A 16,630-nucleotide genomic window follows, 5' to 3' on the forward strand; every position below is an offset into this window, starting at 1 on the left:
CGTCCTTGCTGCCCATCTGTGATCCTTCCCGGCAGAGACCACATCTCATGCCAGACGGGTCACACCGGGGCATACACAAACTTCAGGACAGTCCCGCATCACGACCAGCACACCCGGCCTGACAGCAGACGGCTATATCCAGCTCCATGACCGCGGAAATCTTGTCGTCTACAACGCCAAGGGTCAGTCCGTGTGGTCCAGCGGATCCGCCACACGCAACGACGTCAACGGCGATGGCCGCAGCGACATGGTCGAGTGGTACGACTACGGAGACACGGACAATTACCGCGACGCCCTGCACGTGCTGAAGGGCGAGGCCGACGGCAGCATCAAGGCCCCCTACACGGCGTGGCAATCAGCCGGCAACCAGTGGGATGAGAACGAGACGAAGAAGGTCTACGGCGACTTCAACGGCGACGGGCTCTCCGATGTCGCGGTCATGTACTACTACGACGACTACAGCCACAAGCTCTGGACGTACCTCGGCCAGTCCAACGGCACTTACAGCGCCCCATTCTCCTCCTGGGCCTCAACCGGCAACCGGTGGGGAGCCATCAACCGCTCCACCCTCCAGGCCGGTGACTTCAACGGCGACGGCCGCGACGACATCGCCGCCTGGTACGACTATGCCGACGGCACCGACACCCTGTTCACGTTCACTGCCGATGTCCGAGGTGGTTTCAACAAGCCGTTCTCCAGCTGGACCTCCACAGGCACGTGGACCCGCAACCTGAGCAAGATCACCACGGGTGACTTCAACGGAGATGGTCGCGACGATGTCGGCGTGCTCTACGACTACGCTGCCGGCGCCGTCAAACTGTGGACCTTCCAGGCCCAGCCCACCGGCGGCTTCGCGCACCCCATCGTGGCTTGGACCCACGACGCCTGGGGCGACTGGAACCGTACCCACGTCCACGCCGGCGACTTCAACGGCGACGGCAAGGACGACATCGCCACCTGGTTCGACTACCCCGACGGCAGCGACAAGATCCATACCTACATCAGCCTCAGTACAGGGAACAGCACCTTCGCCCCGCCCAAGGAAGCCTGGAGCGTGGGAGCCGGAACCATCACCTACCAATCCATGCAGATGGTCCCTGGTGACTACAACGGCGATGGAAACGACGATCTCGGCGCCATGTACAGGTACAGCAACGGCACGGTGAAGATGTTCACCTGGCTTGCCAAATCCGACGGCACCTTCGAACCCATCAAGGTCAGCTGGAGCGACTTCTGGGACTACGCCAGAACAACCTTCGTCAACCGTTACACCACCTGAGCTGAGACCCCGCCTCAGGCCCTGTGCCCCGGCGATCGCGATCGCCGGGGCACAGGCGCACCTCAAAGCCCGTCTCCATCCCGACGACCTCGTCCGCGAGACCGAGGAGAGTATGGGCACTATGGCCCGCTCGCTTCATCACGCAGTACGTGGCGCATGCCCTTCGCTCCCTGGAGAGCCCGATCCCCCCTACGCCCCGCCCCCGCCTCCCGTCGCGCGCCGGAAGGGGAGCCCACAACGGTATTCTGTTGTATTCTTCGCGCATGGCTGACACCACCATAAAGATCACCGAAGAAGTACGTGACCGCGTCCGCGCCCTCGCCGAGGAGCGAGGTCTCAGCACCCGCGCCTACATCGAGCGGATGATCACAGCGACGCCAACGGCGGACGAGCGCGCCGAGCGCACCGCCAAAGCGATCGCCTACGTACGGGCCAACTTCGGCGTGGACCTCAGCGAGAGCGATCTGCGCGAGGGAGAAGAGTGGCGCGAGGCAATCCTGACCAGGCAGGTGGGCAGCCGCAGGTGATCATCCTTGACCACACCGCGGTCATCGCACTGTGCCGCGGTCATCGAATGCTGTCCCGAATCGTCGTCGTCGAAGTCGACGATCCGGCACGGCGTGCCCACGTCCCGTCACTCTGCCTGGTAGCCGCGGGTCTGGAGCTGGCAGGCGTCGCCGCCCACGTGGGAGCACTACCCGGCCTGGAGTTCCTGCCCCTCGACTTCGCAGGGGCCTCGACCGTCGAGGACGTGGTCGCCGCCGGCGTCGAGTGGCCGTACGCGCACGCGGTCTACGCCGCCGTCTCCAGCGCGGTCGAGGGCCAGGTATTGACGGCGACACCGGAGGCGTACGACGGCACCGGGGTGTGGGCCGTGGACATCGGCAAGCCCTGACCCTCGCCCGTTACTGCGCGGCCTGCTGAGCCCGAAGCCGTTCCTCAGCCGGCGCCGAAGCCGCCGCGCGCGGCCGCCGACACGAAGTCCGCGAAGGCGCCCGGGGCGAGGCTGAGGTGGGGCCCGTCGGGGACCTTGGAGTCGCGGACGGCGACGAGGTGGGCGGCCTCGGCGATCTCGACGCAGGAGCCGCCCTGGTCGCCGCTGTAGCTCGACTTGCGCCAGGCGGCACCGCCGAGGGCGGCGCACTCGACGCAGTCGCCGCCGTCAGGCCCGCTGTAGCTGGACTTACGCCAACGGGCGCCCGTCAGGTGAGAGTTGCTGCTCTGCATAGCATTCCTCCATCGTGCGCAGGATCAGCGCGGCCGAGTCCTTGATGGACAGGGCGGCGGCCTGGAGGTGAGCGTAATCGAGCGAGCAGCTCTTGACGGTGTCCGGGTTGGCCGTCGGATGCCCTTGCCCATAACCCTCGGTGTAGACGATGGACGGGTCGCTCGCGAAGCGGTAGAGGTTGAACGAGCCTTGCAGCCCGGCATGGACTCCGACCGCGAACGGCAGCACCTGGATGTTCACCAGGCGGTCGTCCTCGTACGACAACAGATGGGCCAGTTGCGCCCGCATGACCTCCGGGCCGCCGACCTCCTGGCGCAGCGCAGCCTCCCCGAGGATCGCCCAGAGCACCGGCGGCTCGTCCTTCTTGAGGATCCGCTGCCGCCCTAGCCGGACCGTCGTACGGTCGTCGAGCTTGCTCTGGCCCCTGGCGCCGAGCACGGCACGTGCGTACGCCTCCGTCTGCAACAGCCCGTGCACCATGTGCGTGTGGAACGTGCAGATCTCCGTCGCGCGCGCCTCCAACTCCGCCACCTGTTGGAACCACGCGGGCAGCTGGCTGCGCAGCACAAGACCCAGCAGCCGGGTCAGCAGCCCGCCCGTCCCCAGCGCCGCGTCCGCCCGCTCGCTGAACGCCTCCGTCGGCAGTTTCCGGGCCGTCTCGATCTGGCCGACCAGCGATCCCGTGTAGTTGATGATGGCGCCCAGCTGCTTCTGGGTGAGTCCGGCCGCTTCGCGGTAGCGACGGAGCTCGTAGCCGTAGTAGTCGAGCGGCGAGGCGCTCGGGTCGAGGACGTTGATATGGGTCACGCGGTACCCCCTCGTACGTGCAACTCCGTCCACTGCGGGACGGGTTGTATTCGTTCCGTAGCCGAGAGTAGCCGCCCGGCCGCACGCTCGTAGCGTGAACGAAGACACCGAGGACGTCGCACCCGCCACCCAATACGCCATGCGCTTCGCAGTCGGAGACCACTCCGCCCGCCACGTGCGGCGCATCCTCCGCCACTACCTCACCCAGTGGGACATGCCGGACCTGGCCGACGCCGCCTCCCTCGCCCTCACCGAGCTCCTCACCAACGTCCACGTCCACGTCCCGGACCGCCGCTGCTCCCTGCTCATCGAGCGGGGCCCGACGGGGGTACGCGTGGAGGTCAGGGACGACTCCCCCGCCCTGCCGCGCCTGCGGGTCCTGTCGCCCGACGAAGAGACAGGGCGCGGTCTGGCGCTGGTGGACGCGATGGTCCACAAATGGGGCGTGTCGCGGAACGGATCACCGGGCAAGACGGTCTGGTTCGAGTGCCGCGCAAAGCCTCTCCCGCCACCATGCTGACCCGACGCCTGGGCCGCGGCGAAGGCGGTGCACCGTCTCGGTGACCCGGAGTGGCTGGGCACGGCGGTCGCCAAGCCGGCGCCGAAGCCGCGGCGCACCATCCATCCGGACTGCCGGGTGGGCCAGGTCATCGAGGCCCTCGGCACCTGACGACGCCCCCCCCTGGCGCGCTCGCGGTGCCGCCACCTCCCGCTTAGGGTCGAGTCGAGTCCCGATCGGAGGGAAGGCGCCGCATGCGAAAGCTCTTCCTGCAGATCAACATGTCCCTCGACGGCTTCATCGAGGACGTCAGCGGCGAGATCGACTGGCACTTCGCCGACCGCGAGTTCGACGAGTTCATCCTCGAAACCCTCCGGTCCATCGACGCGATGATCTTCGGCCGCGTCGCCTACCAGAAGCTCGCCGAGTACTGGCCCACGGCCGCCACCGGCCCCGACGCCTCGGAGCTCGACATCGAGGTGGCCAGGCTCGTGAACGGGCTGCCGAAGTACGTCGTGTCGCACCACCTCGCCCACGCCGACTGGAACAACTCCCACATCATCCGCGGCGACGTCGCCGAGCGGATCGGGCAGCTCAAACAGCAGCCGGGCCAGGACATCGCGCTGTTCGCCGGCGCCGGTGCGGCGACGACCTTCACCCGGCTGGGGCTGATCGACGAGTACCGGATCATCGTCAACCCGGCGCTGCTGGGAGCGGGCACTCCGCTGTTCAAGGGCGGATACCGGCGGACCGAGCTGAAACTGCTCCGCACCAGGCCGTTCAAGAACGGCTCGGTCGTCCTGTACTACGCACCCGTACAGGTGGGCTAGTCCACTGATCGACTGGCGGCCCCGCGCCAGGGGGCGGATCCTGGCTGGACGCGGCGATCCACCCGAGGGGCCGCCGCACGAGGCGGTCCCTCGGGCCGTGGCTCGCGTGGCTGGAACCGATCGGTCCGCTCCGTCGTCCGAAGAGGCATGCGGGGGATACACAAGATTCTTCTGGTCGTGGGCGCGCTGTTCGCGCTGCAGCTCGGGTCACTGATCGCACCGGCGTACGCGTGCGGCTGCGGCGCGATGATCCCTGACGGGAAGTCGCGGATCCAGGTCGACCACGAGACGTCGATCGTCAGCTGGGACGGGCGCAGGGAAGACATCGTCATGCGCTTCACCGTGAACGGCGACGCGCCCAGCGCCGCATGGATCATGCCCGTGCCGAACCGGGCGACGGTGGAGCTGGGCGACGAGGAACTCTTCCGCGAGCTGTCGTACGACACCGAGCCGGAGGAGCGCACCAGGCACTACTTCTGGCCGCGCGGCGGCGACTGGCCGTTCTCGTCCGGGGACGGCAGCAGCGCGGGCGCCGCGCCGCCGGGGGACGGTGCGCAGGCCGCGCCGCCCGTCGGGGTGGTCGGGCGGGAGCGCCTCGGTGCCTTCGACGTGGCGCGGCTGACGGCGACCGACCCGGACGCGCTGCGGAACTGGCTGGAGGAGAACGGGTTCGAGTTCCCGGACCGGCTGGGGCCGGAGCTGCGGCCGTACGTCGACCAGAAGTGGGAGTACGTGGCCATCCGGCTGGCCCCGGACGACGAGAACACGGTGCTGGGCGGCTCGCTCGACCCGCTGCGGATCCGGTTCGCGAGTGAGCGTCTCGTCTACCCGATGCGGCTGTCGCGGCTCGCGAAGAACCCGCAGTCGCTGACCCTGTACGTCCTCGCGCCGCACCGCATGGAGCCGAAGAGCCGCATCGGCGGCGACGAGCCCGAGGTCACGTTCGCGGGCGAGCTCACGTACCCGCGCCCGGCGGTGGGGAAGCTGACCGGGGGCAAGCCGGTGTTCCTGACGGCCTTCGAGCAGGAATTCCCGGAGCCGTCGCGCATCGACGGCGACCACGAACTGCTGGCAGCCGCCGCCGACACGCCGTACCGGCAGGTGGAATGGCGGGACGAGATCCTCCTGGTGGGCGGGATGCCGGTGTGGCTGCTCACGGTGGGCGGAGTGGTCGTGGTGGTGACGGCGGGAATTCTGTGGCGCCGGAGCCGCAAGCACGCGGTACGTTTCGGGCATGTCATCGAATGATCAATGGACCGCTGTAGACGCCTTCTTCACCGAGCACCTCGCACCCGAGGACGAGGCCCTGAGCGCCGCGCTCGCCGCGAGTGACGCCGCCGGGCTGCCGCAGATCGCCGTCGCCGCCAACCAGGGCAAGCTGCTGCACCTGCTCGCCCTCTCCCAGGGCGCCCGGAAGATCCTGGAGATCGGCACCCTCGGCGCGTACAGCACGATCTGGCTGGCCCGCGCCCTGCCCGCCGACGGCCGGCTCGTCTCGCTGGAGTACCGGGAGCACCACGCGGTCGTGGCCCGCGCCAACCTCGCCCACGCCGGCCTCGACAAGCTCGTCGAGGTCCGGGTGGGCGCGGCGCTGGACTCCCTGGCGGTGCTGGAGGCGGAGGGGGCGGGCCCGTTCGACCTCTTCTTCATCGACGCCGACAAGGGGAACAACCCGGAGTACGTGGAGTGGGCGGTGAAGCTGTCCCGCCCCGGCAGCCTCATCATCGTCGACAACGTGGCGCGCCAGGGCGCCGTCGCCGACGCGACGAGCGAGGACACGGCGGTCCGCGCGACGCGCCGCATGGTCGAACAGATCGGCCGGAACCCGAGGCTCAGCGCGACGGCGGTGCAGACGGTGGGGGTCCGGGGGTACGACGGCTTCCTGCTGGCCCGCGTCCGCGACTGACCGGCACGTCCGCGACCGATCGGCACGTCCGCGACCGACCGGCGAGTCCCCGCCCGGCGCGCCCCGCCCGGCCCGGCCAACTCCGGGTGTCGGCACATATCCTGCCCCCATGAGCTACGTGAAGATCAATGTACTGACCGTCCCCGCCGACCAGCGCGACGTGCTCGAGCAGCGGTTCGCCGCCCGCGCGGGGTCCGTCGAGTCCTCCGACGGCTTCGAGTGGTTCGAGCTGCTGCGTCCCGTCGAGGGCACCGACCAGTACCTCGTCTACACGCGCTGGCGCGACGAGGAGTCCTTCAACGCCTGGATGGAGGGCCCGATGAAGGCCGCCCACCAGGGCCAGGGCGGTGGCGGCGAGCGCCCCAAGCCCGCCGCCACCGGGTCGGAGGCCTGGTCCTTCGAGGTCGTACAGCAGGCAGCGCCGAAGCAGAGCTGAAGCACGGCTGATGACGAACTGGGTGATACGCCCGGAGCACGTCGACACCCCCGCCGCCACCGCCCTTCGGCGGGACTACTACGACGAGGTCGCGAGCCGCTACTGGAAGCGGCCCGCGACCACGGCGGAGATCGACGACGGGCTCGACGGTGACGGGGCGGAGCGACTCGCCGCCCCCACCGGCGAGTTCGTCGTCGGGCGGTACGGCGGCGAGGCCGGATCCTGCGGCGGGGTCCTGATGCTCGACGCGGTGACCGCCGAGCTGACGCGGGTGTACGTACGGCCCGGGTTCCGCGGCACGGGCGGCGGGGCGGCGCTGCTGGGCGCGCTGGAGGACGCGGCCGTCGGCCTGGGTTCCGAGCGGATGGTCCTCAACACCAGGCTGGACCTCGTCGAGGCGCGCACGCTCTACACGCGCGGCGGCTACGCGGAGATCCCGGCGTACTGCGAGGGTCCGTACATGGACATCTGGTACGGCAAGGATCTCCCCCGCTGAGAGGGCCGCTTCAGGCCGCTCCAACCCGCCTCGGCCTGCTTCAGGCCGCTCCAGGACTCTTCGGGTCGCCTCAGTCGGTCTTCCTCCGGTCGAACCAGACCGTCGCCAGCGTGGGCACGATCCCCGCCCAGAACAAGATCTGCGGCACTGTCCGCTCCGTCCACGGCACCTGCGAGATCAGCAGGGCGCAGAGCATCGCCCAAGCCGCCTGCGCGAGCACGACGCGGGCCCAGCGCCACCGGCGTGCCACGGACCGCACGCTCAGCCGGACGCCGGTGCGCAACCTGCGATAGCGGCGCCACGCGCCGAAGCCCCAGATCGCGGCCATGGGCACGAGGGTCCAGAGCCGGTTGCCGAGCGGCACCGGCAGGTCCCGGGCCGTCTCGCCGGCCTGCGGGAAGATGTCGAGCATGGCCCCCGCGGCCGCCACGCACAGGAGTGCCAGCCAGCGGATGCCGCGCAGCATCCGGTAGCCGGCGTGGTCGAGATCGCTCCGCAGCCCGGGGCTGTCGGGGACGACGGCGAGCGCGTCGGCGTATATGTCCGCGGCCTGCTTGGCCGAGGTGCCCGGCTTGCTGGCCTCCTGCTCGCTCACCAGCACCAGCGCGATCGCGTTGGTGGGGTCGATGCGGAGGACCTCCCGCAGCGCCCACTTGTACGTCTCGACGTCCTCGATGGCGGCGGCTGCCAGCCACAGCGCCTCGTACGCCCGTACGTCCTGCGGGTCCAGCCGCACGGCCTCCTTGGCGAGCTGGAAGGCCTCGAAACGGCGCGTGGGGTAGTACGCCAGGAGCTCGGCGAGCAGCGCACGCACCGCACTGTTGTCCGGGTCGAGCCGGAGCGCCTCCAGCAGGGAGTCCTGCGCCTTCTGCCAGGCCTCCGCCCGGTCCAGGTGGTCCGCGCGGCGCAGCGCGTACGCCTGCATGTAGAGCGCGCTGACGTCCTCGGGGTCGCGCTTGAGCGCCTCGGTGATGGCGGCGACCGCCTGCTCACCGTTCTTGGCGCCCATGTGGCAGCGGCAGAGCTTCACCCAGGCGCGGACATCGTCGGGGTCCTCGGCGAGGCGGCGGGCCAGCAGGGCCTCCGCCTGCTCGTAGCGCTTCATGTCGATGAGCGCGTCGGCCTGTTCGACGGCCGGGTGCGGGGTCGTCACAGCTTGCGTCTCTTCCTCAGGTAGGTGAGCAGGTCGTCGTACATCCCGCCCTCGTTGGCGAACATGGCCACGTTGCGCGCTGCCGCGAACCACGGCTCGGTGGAGGGGATGACGGTCTTGGCCGCGTCGAGCAGGTCGGACATGCCGATCATGCGGACGGTGCCGGTGCGCGCGGAGTCGAGCAGTGCCGTCTCGGCCGCGGACTCGCACAGGTGGGCGAGGTCGGCTCCGGAGAGGCCGTCGGTGGCCTTGGCCAGCTTGGCCACGTCGACGTTCTCGATGGGGCGGTCGCGCAGGTGGTAGCGGAGGATCGCCTCGCGGGCGGGGGTGTCGGGCGGCAGTACGAGGAGGGTGCGGTCCAGGCGGCCGGGGCGGCGCAGGGCGATGTCCACGTCCCAGGGGAGGTTGGTGGCGGCGAGGACGAAGACGCCCTCGTTGGCCTCCGCTCCGATGCCGTCCAGCTCGGTCAGCAGCTGGTTGACCGTGTTGCGCATGCCGCTGTTCTGGGTGCGGCTGCGCTTGCCGCCGAGTGCGTCCAGCTCGTCGAGGAAGACCACGCAGGGGGCCTGGCGGCGGGCGGTGGCGAAGACCTCGTGCATGTTGCGTTCGGAGTTGCCGATCCACATGTCGAGTACGTCGTTGAGGGACACCGACAGGAAATTGGCACCGAGTTCGCCCGCCACGGCGCGGGCGATGAAGGTCTTTCCGCAGCCGGGAGGGCCGTACAGGAGGAGTCCGCCGCGCAGGCTCTTGCCGTACAGCCTGCGCAGTTCGGGATTGCGCATCGGGGCGAGGAAGGCGGCCTCCAGACGCTCCTTGACCTCCCGCATGCCGCCGACGTCCGCCAGGCGTACGCCGCCGGGCGCGTCCACGTCGAAGGCGGAGGCCCCGCCCGGGTCGCCGCTGCCGTCGACGGTGAGCGGGCTCTCGACGAACCGGGGCGGCACCGAGTCGCCGACCTGGTCCTCGGCGGCCTTCCAGTCGAAGCCGACGCGGGACCGCGGTGCCTCGGCGGCGGGTTGCGCACTCTGCGGCTGCTGCGCGGGGGACTGCGGCGCAGACGGCTGCTGCGCGGGCGACGCAGGTGACTGCTGCGCGGGTACGACAGGCGCCTGCTGCGCGGGCACCTGTGCGGGCATTCCCATCGCGCGGGCCATCAGTTCGCGTGCCTGCGCGTCGCCGGGCGCGTGCTGGAGCGCGACGGCCACCTCCGCGACGGCCGCGTCGTGACGGCCCGCGGTCAGCAGCATCTCCGCGAGGTGCAGCCGCAGCGGTACGTCACCGGGCGCCGCAGCGACGGCCGTACGCAAACTCTGGATCAGGGGTGGGTCCTCCGACATGGCCCACACTTTACGTTCGGGCCTGTCGCCCCCTCAGCGCCGGTGCCACGCCTCGTGATCGCGGTGCGGTGCGCCGGCGTACGGGCGTTCGCCGTCGGAGCCGCCCAGTTCGGCGGTGAGCTCCTTCACGAGCTGCACCAGGTCCGTGGGTCGGTCCGGGCCCCACCAGTCCCCGAGCAGTTCGGCGAGCGACTCCTCCCGCGCGGCCGCCAGCTTCGCCGCCGCCTCGACACCCTTGTCGGTGAGGATCAGTGCCAGCCCCTCGCGCCGGGCCAGCCCCTGCTCCTCGACCTGCCGGGACGCCTCTGTGATCACCTTCAGCGGTACGGGGGTGGCGTCGGCGAGCCGGGACGGTTCGACGGTGCCGTGCCGTCTGATGCGCAGGAGCAGCCAGCTCGCGGCCGGGACCAGATCGAGCCCGGCCTTGTGGGTGATCCTGGTGTAGATCGCCTTGCGGCCCTCGCGCGAGCCGAGCACCGACAGGGCGCGGGCGCACTCGTCGTACGAGGAGCGCTCGACGGGGTTGGAGGCGAACGTCTCGCTGGCCTCGGGCGCGGTGACCGAGCCGCGCAGTTTGTCCTCCCTGAGGTACCAGGCGACGACGAAGGCGACGACGACGACGGGGGCCGCGTACAGGAAGACGTCGGTGATCGCGGTCGAGTACGCGTGCACGACGGACGGCCGCAGCGCGGGCGGGAGTTCGGCGATGGCGCGGGGGTCGGCGGCGAGCTCGGCGGGACCGGCGCCGGGCGGGACCTGCTGCCCGGCGAGCGCGGTGGTGAGCTTGTTCTCCAGCCCGCTGTTGAAGAGCGTGCCGAAGACGGCGACGCCGAACGACGCGCCGATGGAGCGGAAGAAGGTGGCGCCGGAGGTGGCGACGCCGAGGTCGGCGTAACTGACGGCGTTCTGCACGACCAGCACCAGTACCTGCATGACCAGGCCGAGTCCGGCGCCGAAGACGAAGAAGTACGCGCTCGTCTCCCAGACACCGGTGGACTCCGTCAGCTGGTGCAGGAGCAGCAGCCCGATCGCGGTGATGCCGGTGCCGAGGATGGGGAAGACCTTCCAGCGTCCGGTGCGGCTGACGATCTGGCCGGAGGCGGTGGAGGTGATCAGCAGCCCGAGCACCATGGGCAGCATGTGCACGCCGGACAGGGTGGGGCTGACGCCCTGGACGACCTGGAGGAACGTGGGCAGGTAGGTCATCGCGCCGAACATGGCGAAGCCGACGACGAAGCTGATGACGGAGACGAGCGTGAAGGTGCGGATCCGGAAGAGCTTGAGGGGCAGTACGGGCTCGGCCGCGCGCCTCTCCACGTACACGAACGCGACGAGGAGTACGGCCGCGAGGACGGCGAGGCCGATGATCTGCGGCGAGTCCCAGGCCCAGGTGGTGCCGCCGAGGGAGGCGACGAGGACCAGGCAGGTGGCGACGGACGCGATCAGGAACGTACCGAGATAGTCGATGGTGCGCCGGGTGGCGCGGGCCGGGATGTGCAGGACTGCGGCGATGACGAAGAGGGCGACGATGCCGATGGGGATGTTGATGTAGAAGACCCAGCGCCAGGAGAGGTGCTCGGTGAACAGCCCGCCGAGGAGCGGCCCGAGGACACTGGTGGCGCCGAAGACCGCGCCGAACAGGCCCTGGTACTTGCCGCGTTCTCGTGGTGTGACGATGTCGCCGACGATCGCCATGGACAGCACCATCAGGCCGCCGCCGCCGAGGCCCTGGAGCGCGCGGAAGGCGATGAGCTGGGTCATGTCCTGCGCCATGCCGCACAGGGCCGAGCCGATGAGGAAGATGACGATGGCGGCCTGGAAGAGCTTCTTGCGGCCGTACTGGTCGCCGAGTTTGCCCCAGAGGGGCGTCGCGGCGGTGGAGGCCAGCAGGTAGGCGGTGACCACCCAGGACAGATGGTCCATGCCGCCGAGTTCGCTGACGATCGTCGGCAGGGCGGTGGAGACGATGGTCTGGTCGAGCGCCGCGAGCAGCATGCCGAGCAGCAGTGCGCCGATCGCGACGAGGACGGTCCGGCGGGTCTGTCCCGCGCCGGGGCCGGGTATCGGGCCGGGGTTCACGGCCTGGCTGCTCACATCCTGCGCCATGGATACTCCTCGGTACGTCGCGGTACTCCCATCGTGGCCGCTGTGTCCCGTTATGGCCTGCCGAAGCGGCGGACGCCGCCCTGGACCGCCGGTGTGCGGCCTGCATAATCGCTGGAGCCCGAGCGGAGGGGATCCACGATGACGGGACAAACCTGTCCTGAATGCGGTACAGCGCCGGCGGAGACGTGCGCGTGCGGGGACTTCCCCCTGCGGGTGCGGCCGTATGTGACGCTGCCGACGCCACCGGAGGACGAGCCGTACACGGCCCCGACGGAGGTCTTCCCGCGGCAGGCCGCCGCGCCCCTTCCGCCGCAGGCCCCCGCGCCCGTTCCGCAGCAGGACGCCGCGCCCGTTCCGCAGCAGGACGCCGCACCCGTGGAGCTGGCTCCGGTCCCGGAGGCGGCCCGCCGACGGAGGCGACGGGGCGGCGGCAGTGGCGGTGGGGCGCTGATCGCCGCCGTGGCGGTGGTGGCGGTGCTCGGGACGGCGGCGTACGCCGGGGGCCTGCTGACGGGCGACGAGGAGCAGGAGCGGGCGCTGCCCGACGTCGAGGCGACGGAGCCGTTCCTGAGCTTCGCGCCGGACGCGGCGCCGTCCGCCTCGGCATCGCCCTCGGCCTCGGCGTCGAAGGGCGACGCGTCACCGTCCGCCTCGGCGTCCGCTTCCGCGTCGACGTCCGCCGCGGCCGCCCCGAAGGCCTCCTCTGCGGCGTCGGGCACCCCGGCCGCGCCGCGCCCCTCGGTCACGACCCGCGCCACGGGCACGGTGGCCCCCGCCCCGGCCGATCCCGCCCCGGGCACACTGCGCCCCGGCGACAGCGGCCCGGAGGTCGAGGAGCTCCAGCGGCGGCTGGAGGACATCGGGGCCTACGACGGCCCGTCGCACGGCTACTACGACGAGGACGTCGAGTACGCCGTGGCGCTGTACCAGGCGTACCGGGGCATCGACGGGGACCCGGAGGGCGTCTACGGCCCGGACACGCGCCTCGCGCTGGAGTCGGACACGGAGGAGCCGGACGACCACCCCGGCGGCGGCCGCGGCGGCAAGGGGCACTGAACGCGTGTACCGCAGGTACTGATCGCATCCGATTACGGGGCAGGCGGCAGAGCTGGTAGGTTTTGTATCGCACAAAAACAAAGTGGTCCCCGCGTGCACCCCCTGACCGGCGCGCGGGGACCTCTTGTCTCTGTCTCCTCGCCTTTGGAGTACGCCGATGCCGGTGACCGCGCGCGCCCTCCTCCTCGACATGGACGGCACCCTCGTCAACTCGGACGCCGTCGTGGAGCGCGTCTGGCGGCAGTGGGCGGTCGGCCACGGCCTCGACCCGGACGAGACGCTGAAGGTCGTCCACGGCCGGCAGGGCTACGCCACGATGGCCGTCCTGCTGCCGGAACGCCCGATGGAGGAGAACCACGCCGAGAACCGGCTGCTCCTCGCCCAGGAGACCGCCGACCTGGACGGCGTCGTCCCGGTCCCGGGCGCCCCCACCTTCATGGCCGCCATCGCCGGCCTCCCCCACGCCCTGGTCACCTCGGCCGACGAGGCCCTCGCCACGGCCAGGATGCGCGCCGCCGGGCTGCCCATGCCGTCCGTACGGGTCACCGCCGAACGCGTCGGCGCCAGCAAGCCGGACCCGGAGGGCTTCCTCAAGGGCGCGGCCGAACTGGGCTTCGCCCCCGCCGACTGCGTGGCCTTCGAGGACTCCGAGGCGGGCATCACGGCCGCCCGCGCCGCCGGCATGCCCGTGGTCGGCGTCGGCCCGCGCGCGGCCGCCTTCGCACCGGACGTCCACGTACCGGACCTGACGGCCCTGCGGGTGGAGTCGACGGCGGACGGCGCGATACGCCTGCACGCGGCGGCCTGAGCCCAGCCCCGGCGCATCGAGGCCCTGCGTCAGTCGCCCCGCCAGATGTTGTCGAAGGCGGCCTGCTCGACGGCACGCCGCTGCCGTACGGCCGCCAGCTGCAGCAGCGCGTCGTGAACGGCGGCGAGCACGGTGTCCACGGCGTCGTCGTCCACGCCCGGCGCGTCGACGGAGACCTCCCCGGCCTCCCCACGAATCCCGACGGCCGACGCGAGCGCGGCCAGCCTGGGCTCGTCCGAGGCCAGGCGGTCCGCCGCCGCACGGTGCTCCGGCGAATCGGCCGGCACGGGCCGGCCCTTCCCGAAGGACATCCCGCGGCGGTGTTGCCGACCGACCTGCCCTTCCGCTTCGAGGGCGGCCAGATAGGCCGCGGACAGACCACGGCCCCTGCGCCACAGCCAGTCGTCGAGCGACTCGTACGGCGCTTCGCGGACGAGCGACGACGCGGCCTGGTCCAGCAGCGGATCGGCCGTGGTCGGGCGGTAGCCCGGCACGATGCGCTTGCCGGCCAGGGTCACGGCCCCCGCGTCGAGGAGGTCGAGCAGCTCGGCTCCCGCGAGAGCGAGCGACAGATCCCCCTGTTCCACGGCGCGGCCGGGCGCCGCGTCCATGGCGATGATCATCAGGTCTCGTGATGTGGTCATGGATCGGGTTCGCCTCGATCGAGAGGGTCGAAGGGAGCGGTCGGCCGCGGCACGGCCGTAGGGCGGGGCACAGCCGTAGGGCGCGGCGCGTCAGCCGGGGGTGAGCACCATACGGAAACGCGCGGCGCCGGAGAGCATCTTCCGATACGCCTCGTCGGCCTGGTCCAGCGGCATGATCTCGGCCATCGGGCGGATCCCGTGCAGAGCGCTGAACGCCATGGTCTCCTGCACGTCCTGGGCGGTGCCGGACGGATGGCCGCGCACGACCCGGCCCTGCATGAGCAGCTGGACCGGACTGATGTCCATCGGCTCCAAGGTCGCGCCGATGACCACCAGCTCACCGCGGTGGGACAGCCCGTCGACGGTCGCCGCGATCGCGTCCGAGCTGCCGGCGGTGGCCATCACGACCTTGGCCCCGCCGAGGGCCTGCAGCGCGTCCGCGACGGGGGTGTCCGCCGTGCTGTCGATGTAGTGGTGCGCGCCGAGCTGCTTGGCGAAGTCGGCCTTGGCGGCTCCGCGGGCGATGGCCACGGTCTCGAAGCCCATCGCGACGGCGTACCGCACCCCCAGGTGACCGAGGCCGCCGATGCCGAGTACGGCGACCAGCTCACCCGGCCGGCCCGAGCTGCGCCGCAGCCCGTTGTACATGGTCACACCGGCGCAGGCCATGGGGCCGGCGTCCGTCGCGGCCAGCCCGTCGGGGATCCGGGCCAGGGCGTCCACCGGGGCGATCATCACCTCGGCGAAGCCGCCGTCGTAGGACCATCCGGGGACCTTCAGGTTCGCGCAGACGATGAAGTCGCCCTGGCGGCAGGCCGTGCAGTGGCCGCAGCTGCCGCCGAACCAGCCCACGGCCACCCGGTCACCGACCTGCCAGCCCCGGCTCTGCGTCCCCTCGCCGAGCTCCTCGATCCGCCCGGCGATCTCGTGCCCGGGAACCAGCGGAAACCGTACGCCCGGAAGCACGGCGTCGACGAAGACGGCGTCGCTGTGACAGATCCCGCAGGCGTCCACGGCCACCCGCACATGACCCGGGCCCGGCCGCGGTACCTCACGCTCGACGATCTCGAACGACCGGCCTGGGGCCGTGACCTGCGCGACTCGGCATGCACTCATCTGGATCTCCCCTGGATCGGGCGCGAGAGCCCCGCAATCCAGCAGACCAGTTCCGGCCCGATCACGCGCGCCGAGGGGAAGCCCGGTCCCGGCACGCCTCGGCGCGCCCGCCCGTCAGCCCGGCGCGCCCCGTCACGCGGGGCCCGCCCCGGCCCACGGGCCCCCGGTCAGCCCGCGATCGCCTCGTACAGGTCAGCCCACGATCGCCTCGTACAGGCTGAACCCCGCCAGCGCCAGCATCAGCCCCGCCGCCACCTTCGTGATCAGCTTCAGCGGCACGTACTTCATCAGCGTCCGCCCGCCCACGATGCCCAGGCCCGCCACCGCCCACAGCGCCAGCACCGCACCCAGCCCCACCGACAGCGGGTTGTCGTAACGGGCGGCCAGGTTCGCGGTCATGATCTGGGTGAGGTCGCCGAACTCCGCGACGAGGATGAGCATGAAGCCCGCGCCGGAGACCTTCCAGAAGGACTGGTCGGCGGGGGCCTTGATCGTCTCGTCGTCCCCGTCGTCCTTCTTCAGCAGCAGCATCACCGCGCCGGCGAGGAACAGGACGCCCACGACCGCCTGCACCAGCCGGTGCGGGAGCAGGGTCAGCACGCTGCCGGCCGCGATGGCGAGTGCCACATGGACGGCGAAGGCGGCCGCGACTCCGGCGAAGACGTACGACGCCCGGTAGCGCGTACCGAGCATCAGCCCGGCGAGGGCGGTCTTGTCGGGGAGTTCGGCGAGAAAGACGACGCCGAAGGTGATCGCCATGATCGTGAAGCTCAGCACGGGTGGTTCCTCAATCGGTGGGGCACCGCCGCACCGAGAGACCTGACCGATTCCGTCAACATCACCGTTTCAGGGGTCGCTTCGGCGCGGCAGGGCCATGAATGGTCATGGTCACTGCTGGCCGAAGGTCTCGCTGGCGGACCACGCGA

General features: G+C 70.9%; 20 protein-coding genes. 12 read left to right on the forward strand and 8 right to left on the reverse strand.

The features are described from left to right. The first annotated feature begins 190 nt into the window (after positions 1-190). The 3 genes from ABT342_RS28710 (at position 191) to ABT342_RS28720 (ending at position 2,174) form a co-directional block, all read left to right on the forward strand. Positions 191-1,279, forward strand: coding sequence for an FG-GAP repeat domain-containing protein (locus tag ABT342_RS28710; RefSeq protein ID WP_351580051.1), 1,089 nt, complete (start codon positions 191-193; stop codon positions 1,277-1,279). A gap of 263 nt (positions 1,280-1,542) precedes the next feature. Next, positions 1,543-1,806: a hypothetical protein gene (locus ABT342_RS28715; RefSeq protein WP_351580054.1), complete on the forward strand. Its 264-nt coding sequence runs from the start codon at positions 1,543-1,545 to the stop codon at positions 1,804-1,806. Then, positions 1,803-2,174: a PIN domain-containing protein gene (locus ABT342_RS28720; protein ID WP_351580057.1), complete on the forward strand. Its 372-nt coding sequence runs from the start codon at positions 1,803-1,805 to the stop codon at positions 2,172-2,174. Before ABT342_RS28715 ends, ABT342_RS28720 begins: the two co-directional genes overlap by 4 nt. Positions 2,175-2,218: 44 nt before the next feature. On the opposite strand, the gene ABT342_RS28725 is transcribed toward ABT342_RS28720, so the two are convergent. Further along, positions 2,219-2,506, reverse strand: coding sequence for a DUF397 domain-containing protein (locus tag ABT342_RS28725; RefSeq protein WP_351580060.1), 288 nt, complete (start codon positions 2,504-2,506; stop codon positions 2,219-2,221). Then, entirely contained in the window at positions 2,463-3,314 is an 852-nt protein-coding gene (locus ABT342_RS28730; protein WP_351580064.1) for a helix-turn-helix domain-containing protein, read from the reverse strand. Before ABT342_RS28730 ends, ABT342_RS28725 begins: the two co-directional genes overlap by 44 nt. 139 nt (positions 3,315-3,453) lie before the next feature. Here ABT342_RS28730 and ABT342_RS28735 point away from each other — a divergent pair, with 139 nt between their 5' ends. The 7 genes from ABT342_RS28735 to ABT342_RS28765 all read left to right on the forward strand — a co-directional run bounded on the left by ABT342_RS28735 (position 3,454) and on the right by ABT342_RS28765 (position 7,481). Continuing rightward, on the forward strand, positions 3,454-3,834 hold the full coding sequence (locus tag ABT342_RS28735; protein ID WP_351580270.1) for an ATP-binding protein: 381 nt from the start codon (positions 3,454-3,456) through the stop codon (positions 3,832-3,834). A gap of 27 nt (positions 3,835-3,861) precedes the next feature. Beyond that, positions 3,862-3,984, forward strand: coding sequence for a hypothetical protein (locus ABT342_RS28740; protein ID WP_351580067.1), 123 nt, complete (start codon positions 3,862-3,864; stop codon positions 3,982-3,984). 83 nt (positions 3,985-4,067) lie between these two features. Next, entirely contained in the window at positions 4,068-4,643 is a 576-nt protein-coding gene (locus ABT342_RS28745) for a dihydrofolate reductase family protein (protein WP_351580070.1), read from the forward strand. 147 nt (positions 4,644-4,790) lie between these two features. Then, positions 4,791-5,891, forward strand: a complete 1,101-nt coding sequence (locus tag ABT342_RS28750) for a DUF2330 domain-containing protein (RefSeq protein ID WP_351580073.1) — start codon at positions 4,791-4,793, stop codon at positions 5,889-5,891. After that, positions 5,878-6,549: an O-methyltransferase gene (locus ABT342_RS28755; RefSeq protein WP_351580076.1), complete on the forward strand. Its 672-nt coding sequence runs from the start codon at positions 5,878-5,880 to the stop codon at positions 6,547-6,549. Before ABT342_RS28750 ends, ABT342_RS28755 begins: the two co-directional genes overlap by 14 nt. Before the next feature lie 109 nt (positions 6,550-6,658). Continuing rightward, positions 6,659-6,985, forward strand: a complete 327-nt coding sequence (locus ABT342_RS28760) for an antibiotic biosynthesis monooxygenase family protein (protein ID WP_351580080.1) — start codon at positions 6,659-6,661, stop codon at positions 6,983-6,985. A 10-nt stretch (positions 6,986-6,995) separates the two neighbouring features. Then, entirely contained in the window at positions 6,996-7,481 is a 486-nt protein-coding gene (locus ABT342_RS28765) for a GNAT family N-acetyltransferase (RefSeq protein ID WP_351580083.1), read from the forward strand. Between the two features lie 70 nt (positions 7,482-7,551). On the opposite strand, the gene ABT342_RS28770 is transcribed toward ABT342_RS28765, so the two are convergent. Genes ABT342_RS28770 through ABT342_RS28780 form a run of 3 tightly spaced genes read right to left on the reverse strand, consistent with a single transcriptional unit; the run spans position 7,552 to position 12,080 of the window. Next, on the reverse strand, positions 7,552-8,634 hold the full coding sequence (locus tag ABT342_RS28770) for a tetratricopeptide repeat protein (RefSeq protein WP_351580086.1): 1,083 nt from the start codon (positions 8,632-8,634) through the stop codon (positions 7,552-7,554). After that, a complete protein-coding gene (locus ABT342_RS28775; RefSeq protein WP_351580090.1) occupies positions 8,631-9,974 on the reverse strand; it encodes an AAA family ATPase in 1,344 nt (447 codons plus the stop codon). Before ABT342_RS28775 ends, ABT342_RS28770 begins: the two co-directional genes overlap by 4 nt. 33 nt (positions 9,975-10,007) lie before the next feature. Then, a complete protein-coding gene (locus tag ABT342_RS28780; protein ID WP_351580093.1) occupies positions 10,008-12,080 on the reverse strand; it encodes an MDR family MFS transporter in 2,073 nt (690 codons plus the stop codon). A gap of 225 nt (positions 12,081-12,305) precedes the next feature. On the opposite strand from ABT342_RS28780, the gene ABT342_RS28785 reads away from it, so the two are divergent. After that, positions 12,306-13,136, forward strand: a complete 831-nt coding sequence (locus ABT342_RS28785) for a peptidoglycan-binding domain-containing protein (RefSeq protein ID WP_351580096.1) — start codon at positions 12,306-12,308, stop codon at positions 13,134-13,136. Between the two features lie 157 nt (positions 13,137-13,293). After that, entirely contained in the window at positions 13,294-13,944 is a 651-nt protein-coding gene (locus tag ABT342_RS28790; RefSeq protein ID WP_351580099.1) for an HAD-IA family hydrolase, read from the forward strand. Positions 13,945-13,973: 29 nt separating this feature from the next. Here ABT342_RS28790 and ABT342_RS28795 read toward each other — a convergent pair whose 3' ends face one another. The 3 genes from ABT342_RS28795 to ABT342_RS28805 form a co-directional block, all read right to left on the reverse strand. Continuing rightward, positions 13,974-14,588 carry a GOLPH3/VPS74 family protein gene (locus ABT342_RS28795; protein WP_351580102.1) on the reverse strand — a complete coding sequence of 205 codons (615 nt, stop codon included), beginning with the start codon at positions 14,586-14,588 and terminating at the stop codon, positions 13,974-13,976. A 90-nt stretch (positions 14,589-14,678) separates the two neighbouring features. Continuing rightward, positions 14,679-15,704 carry an alcohol dehydrogenase gene (locus tag ABT342_RS28800; RefSeq protein ID WP_351580105.1) on the reverse strand — a complete coding sequence of 342 codons (1,026 nt, stop codon included), beginning with the start codon at positions 15,702-15,704 and terminating at the stop codon, positions 14,679-14,681. Positions 15,705-15,896: 192 nt separating this feature from the next. After that, a complete protein-coding gene (locus ABT342_RS28805; protein ID WP_351580108.1) occupies positions 15,897-16,481 on the reverse strand; it encodes a TMEM165/GDT1 family protein in 585 nt (194 codons plus the stop codon). Between the last annotated feature and the right edge of the window lie 149 nt (positions 16,482-16,630).

It is taken from the genome of Streptomyces sp. NPDC000410, from assembly GCF_040300305.1.
In the GTDB taxonomy this organism is placed as follows: domain Bacteria; phylum Actinomycetota; class Actinomycetes; order Streptomycetales; family Streptomycetaceae; genus Streptomyces.

Bases quoted from the DNA above. Each gene is read 5' to 3' on its own strand.
- ABT342_RS28790 (WP_351580099.1), top strand. From the start codon at position 13,294: ATGCCGGTGACCGCGCGCGCCCTCCTCCTCGACATGGACGGCACCCTC.
- ABT342_RS28735 (WP_351580270.1), top strand. From the start codon at position 3,454: ATGCGCTTCGCAGTCGGAGACCACTCCGCCCGCCACGTGCGGCGCATC.
- ABT342_RS28715 (WP_351580054.1), top strand. From the start codon at position 1,543: ATGGCTGACACCACCATAAAGATCACCGAAGAAGTACGTGACCGCGTC.
- ABT342_RS28780 (WP_351580093.1), bottom strand. From the start codon at position 12,080: ATGGCGCAGGATGTGAGCAGCCAGGCCGTGAACCCCGGCCCGATACCC.
- ABT342_RS28795 (WP_351580102.1), bottom strand. From the start codon at position 14,588: ATGACCACATCACGAGACCTGATGATCATCGCCATGGACGCGGCGCCC.
- ABT342_RS28750 (WP_351580073.1), top strand. From the start codon at position 4,791: ATGCGGGGGATACACAAGATTCTTCTGGTCGTGGGCGCGCTGTTCGCG.
- ABT342_RS28765 (WP_351580083.1), top strand. From the start codon at position 6,996: ATGACGAACTGGGTGATACGCCCGGAGCACGTCGACACCCCCGCCGCC.
- ABT342_RS28755 (WP_351580076.1), top strand. From the start codon at position 5,878: ATGTCATCGAATGATCAATGGACCGCTGTAGACGCCTTCTTCACCGAG.
- ABT342_RS28775 (WP_351580090.1), bottom strand. From the start codon at position 9,974: ATGTCGGAGGACCCACCCCTGATCCAGAGTTTGCGTACGGCCGTCGCT.
- ABT342_RS28760 (WP_351580080.1), top strand. From the start codon at position 6,659: ATGAGCTACGTGAAGATCAATGTACTGACCGTCCCCGCCGACCAGCGC.
- ABT342_RS28745 (WP_351580070.1), top strand. From the start codon at position 4,068: ATGCGAAAGCTCTTCCTGCAGATCAACATGTCCCTCGACGGCTTCATC.
- ABT342_RS28800 (WP_351580105.1), bottom strand. From the start codon at position 15,704: ATGAGTGCATGCCGAGTCGCGCAGGTCACGGCCCCAGGCCGGTCGTTC.
- ABT342_RS28725 (WP_351580060.1), bottom strand. From the start codon at position 2,506: ATGCAGAGCAGCAACTCTCACCTGACGGGCGCCCGTTGGCGTAAGTCC.